Source organism: Stenotrophomonas sp. STEN021 (assembly GCF_056760175.1).
This window is the reverse complement of record NZ_JBRREH010000146.1, coordinates 1-4,341: the sequence shown is the minus strand read 5'-3', so window position 1 is coordinate 4,341 and position 4,341 is coordinate 1. Positions and strand designations below refer to the sequence as shown.

General features: G+C 65.2%; 4 protein-coding genes. 3 read left to right on the top strand and 1 reads right to left on the bottom strand.

Going from position 1 to position 4,341, the window contains the following annotated elements:
* Nucleotides 1-110: 110 nt before the first annotated feature.
* The 3 genes from rimM to rplS all read left to right on the top strand — a co-directional run bounded on the left by rimM (nt 111) and on the right by rplS (nt 1,954).
* Nucleotides 111-626: a ribosome maturation factor RimM gene (rimM, locus tag ACVOL0_RS20040; RefSeq protein WP_481550575.1), complete on the top strand. Its 516-nt coding sequence runs from the start codon at nt 111-113 to the stop codon at nt 624-626.
* Nucleotides 627-631: 5 nt separating this feature from the next.
* Nucleotides 632-1,411, top strand: coding sequence for a tRNA (guanosine(37)-N1)-methyltransferase TrmD (gene trmD / locus ACVOL0_RS20035; protein WP_481550574.1), 780 nt, complete (start codon nt 632-634; stop codon nt 1,409-1,411).
* A gap of 135 nt (nt 1,412-1,546) precedes the next feature.
* Entirely contained in the window at nt 1,547-1,954 is a 408-nt protein-coding gene (rplS, locus tag ACVOL0_RS20030) for a 50S ribosomal protein L19 (RefSeq protein WP_293716960.1), read from the top strand.
* 455 nt (nt 1,955-2,409) lie between these two features.
* On the opposite strand, the gene ACVOL0_RS20025 is transcribed toward rplS, so the two are convergent.
* Nucleotides 2,410-4,155 carry an MFS transporter gene (locus ACVOL0_RS20025; RefSeq protein WP_481550573.1) on the bottom strand — a complete coding sequence of 582 codons (1,746 nt, stop codon included), beginning with the start codon at nt 4,153-4,155 and terminating at the stop codon, nt 2,410-2,412.
* Between the last annotated feature and the right edge of the window lie 186 nt (nt 4,156-4,341).

Here is a 4,341-nt window from a genome sequence, read left to right as displayed (position 1 = left end):
CCCCCCCCCCCCCCCCCCCCCCCCCCTCCCCCCCCCCCCCCCCCCCCCCCCCCGCGGCGGGGGCCGGCCCCGGGCCCCCCCCCCCCCCCCCCCCCCCCCCCGACTGCTATATGAAGAAAGATATCGAGCGCCGGATCCTGCTGGGCAGGATTGCCGGCGTTTTTGGTGTGCGCGGCGAACTGAAGCTTGAGTCCTGGACCGAGCCGCGTTCCGCTATTTTCAAATACCAGCCCTGGATTCTGCGTACCCCTGCGGGGCAGGAATCCGAGCTGACCGGCGTGCGTGGCCGTGACTCGGGCAAGACCCTGGTGGCGACCTTCCCGGGTGTGACTGATCGCGACGTGGCCGAGTCCATGATCGGGACCGAGATCTACATCGCCCGTAGCGCCTTGCCGCCGCCGAGCGCGGATGAGTATTACTGGGTCGATCTGGAAGGCCTGGATGTGCAGACCGTCGAGGGCGTCAAGCTGGGTATTGCCTCGCATCTGTTCAGCACCGGCTCCAACGATGTGCTGGTAACCCGTGGCGACCGTGAGCGGATGATTCCGTTCGTGATGGGAGATTTCGTCAAGTCGGTGGATTTCGACGCGAACCTGATCGTGGTCGACTGGGATCCGGAGTTCTAAAGCCTGTGCGTGTAGACGTCATCAGCCTGTTTCCGGAATTCCTTGCCCAATCGGCCGCGCTGGGCGTGGTCGGTCGTGCGCAGGAACGGGGCCTGCTGGAGCTGCATGGCTGGAACCCGCGCGATTATGCCGAGGGCAACTACCGGCGGGTGGACGACCGTCCCTTCGGTGGCGGCCCGGGCATGGTGATGCTGATCGAGCCGCTGCGCGCAGCCCTTGCGGCGGCGCGTGCGGCAGATCCGACGCCGGCACCGGTGATCTACCTGAGTCCGCAGGGGCGACCGCTGGACCAGGCCAAGGTCCGTGAATTGGCGGCCTTGCCGCGCATGATCCTGCTCTGCGGTCGGTATGAAGGCGTGGACGAGCGTTTCCTGGCCGGCGAGGTGGATGAGGAGATTTCCATCGGTGATTACGTGCTGTCCGGCGGCGAGCTGGGTGCGGCGGTGATCATCGACGCGGTCACCCGCCTGCAGGACGGTGCTCTGAACGACGCCGAATCGGCGGTTCAGGACAGTTTTGAAGGCGATGGCCTGCTGGACTGCCCGCACTACAGCCATCCGGCCAGTCACGCGCTGGGCGATGTGCCGGACGTGCTGCGCTCCGGCAACCATGCCGCCATTGCCGCCTGGCGCCGCCAGCAGTCTTTGCTGCGCACGTCATTGCGGCGTCCGGACCTGTTGGACGAGGCCAGCCTGAATAAGGGTGACCGCAAGCTGCTGGGCGAGGCCCGGCAGGCGCTTGCAGATTCATTCAAGCAAGCTACTGGCGCCGAGGGCGATCAGTAAGTTAGAATTACGAGTTCCCGTCGGCTGAATGGCTTGACGAGGAGCCAGAACAATAACGTGCAGCGCAATCCGGCGACTGTATGAGCCTAAGCTGTCGATACCGACACGCCCACCCCGAACAATCGGTGTAACCCAATGAGCAAGCTGAACAAGTCCATCGTCGCGGAATTCGAATCCGCCCAGATCACCCGCGAACTGCCGAAGTTCAGCCAGGGCGACACCGTCGTGGTGAACGTGAAGGTCAAGGAAGGCAACCGTGAGCGCGTGCAGGCATACGAAGGCGTCGTCATCGGCACCAAGAATGCTGGCCTGAACTCCGCTTTCACCGTGCGCAAGATCTCGCACGGCTACGGCGTCGAGCGCGTCTTCCAGACCCACAGCGCCATCATCGACTCGGTCGAAGTGAAGCGTCGCGGTAAGGTTCGCGCCGGTAAGCTGTACTACCTGCGTGGCCTGGAAGGCAAGGCTGCCCGCATCAAGGAAGACTTGGCTGCTGCCCAGCAGGCCAAGGCTGCTCGCCTGGCTGCCAAGGCCGCCGAGTAATCCCGCCAACAGGCCCCGCCTGTTTGCAGCAACGGCCACCTTCGGGTGGCCGTTTGCGTTTGTGGGGTTGGGTGAAGTGGAGGCTGGAAGCTGCGAAGGCTTTGAGGCTCAGGAGCTCAGGAGCGTAGAACTCAGAAGCGTAGAAGCGTAGAAGCCCCCTCATCCGCCCCCCGGGCACCTCGCTCCGCGCCCCGGCCCTGCGTAGCACGCAGGGCGTACGAACAGTCACGAGCCTTTGGCTCGTGAACGCCTGTTCTTAACCCCGCAGGCGGGAGAAGGGAAGGCTAGGTTTCTTCTGCTTTGATGGTTGGCCGCGTAGAGCAATGTCTGAGCGCAAGCAATGCGTCAGTTCACAGCAATGCCAGCTGTCCCTTCTCCCGCCTGCGGGAGAAGGTGCCCGGAGGGCGGATGAGGGGGCTTTTGATTCTTGCTTTGGCTTCCCGCCTTACAGCAACTCAGCGGAAATGCGCCTCGATCTGCTCCAGCGTCTTGCCCTTGGTTTCCGGCAGCCAGAACGCCGCAATCAGGAAGAAGGCAAATGTACACGCCGCCCAGAACAGGAACATGCTGGCGTAGCCGTAGTGACCCACCGTCGGCAGGAACACCGCCGCGATCGTGGTCGATACGAACTGGTTGATCAGCAGTGCGATGCTCATGCCGTTCGAGCGGATGCGGTTCGGCATCAACTCCGACAAGGCCAGCCACACACACACGCCCGGGCCGACCGCGAAGAACGCAACGAATACCAGAATGCAGGCCGCCACCGCCCAGCCATGCGAAGCCGGCGGCACCGCGCCGATCCAGGCCTGTTCGATGCGTAGCGGCGCATTGGCAGCGGCGCTCGGGTCGGGGAAGGGATTCAGGTGCAGGCTGCGGAAGAAACGCCCAATCACGCTGTCGGCATGCACGGTGCTGGAGCGCTCTATCAACAGCTGCTGATCGCTGGGGTTGTCACTGCGCAGCGAACGCACATCGCTGAAACCGCCATAGCTCCACGACACCGTCAGCTGCGAAGGTTGCCCGTCGCGATTGCGGGTGCCAGCGAGCTGGTGCCACTGCGCGGCGTCCAGCTGCAACTGCAGGCCATCTGCCTGCACCGCGCGCTGCAATACCTGCTGCACATCGGCGCGGCCTTGCTCGGCCTTGAAGAACAGCATCGCTGCCGCCAGCAGGGCAAGACAGATGCCGCCACTGCCGATCATCAACAGGAACTTGCGGCCTTTGCGATCCACCAGGAACAGCGCCACCAAGGTCATGATCACGTTGAGCAGTTTGATCGCCACATCCGCGCCATTCGCAGCGGCACCGGGCAGACCAGCTTGATTGAGGATGTTGACCGCGTAAGCGAGGATCGAGTTGATGCCGGTGGCCTGGGTGAAGGCCAGCACCAGGCAGGCCAGCACGAACGGCACCATGTAGCGGCGGCTGAAAAGCCGGTCGCGCTCGCCTTCGGCCTTCGCGATGACTGGATTCTGGATCTGCGCCAGCGTGGCTTCCACCTGCGACGGCGGCAGCGTTGCCTGCAAGCCGCGGCGTGCGGCGTCGATGCGGCCGCGGCGTGCCAGCCAGCGCGGTGATTCATTGAGCCAGAACAGGCCGATGCAGAACACCACGCCCGGCAACAGGCAGGTCCAGAAGATCGTGCGCCAGGCCTGGTCTTTGACCGCGAACAGATGCTGTGCCTGCTGGACCAGCGGCAGGTTGCGCACCGATTCGGTCGCCGCATCCACCGAATGTGCCTGGTACAGGCCGATCAGAGCAGCCAGCACCAGGCCGATGGTCAACAACAGCTGGAACATCGCCGCACCGCGGCCGCGTCGCTCAGGGCCAAGTACTTCGGCCAGGTACAGCGGCACCACCACGCCGATCAGGCCGCCACTGATACCTTGCAGCAGGCGCCCGAGCAGCAGCGGCGTATAGCCCGAGGCCAGCGCCATGATCGGGATGCTGGCGGTGAACAGCGCACCAGCGAGCATCATCGCGCCGCGGCGGCCGATCAGGTCGGCGATCATGCCGGCGAACAAGGACGACAACACGCTGCCCAGCAAAACTGCGGCGACCACGAAGCCCATCTGCTGGCTGCTCAGCTGCCACGCATGGCTGGCAGTGGCTTCCAGATAGGGCAGGGCGCCGGCAATGATGCCGATGTCGATGCCGTACAACAGGCCGCCAAGACCGGCGATGAAAAGGAGATAGCGCACGGGCCAACGCGGCGTCGCTGGCGGGCACGGCAAAAGTGGTGTCGGTCATCGGCGCGTTCCTGGAGTTGGAGCCTGTTGTAGTGGGGGGGGGGGGGGGGGGGGGGCGGGGGGGGGGGGGGGGGGGGGGGGGGGGGGGGGGGGGGCCGCGCCCCGGGGGCGGGGCGGCGGGGGCGGGGGAGAGGGGGG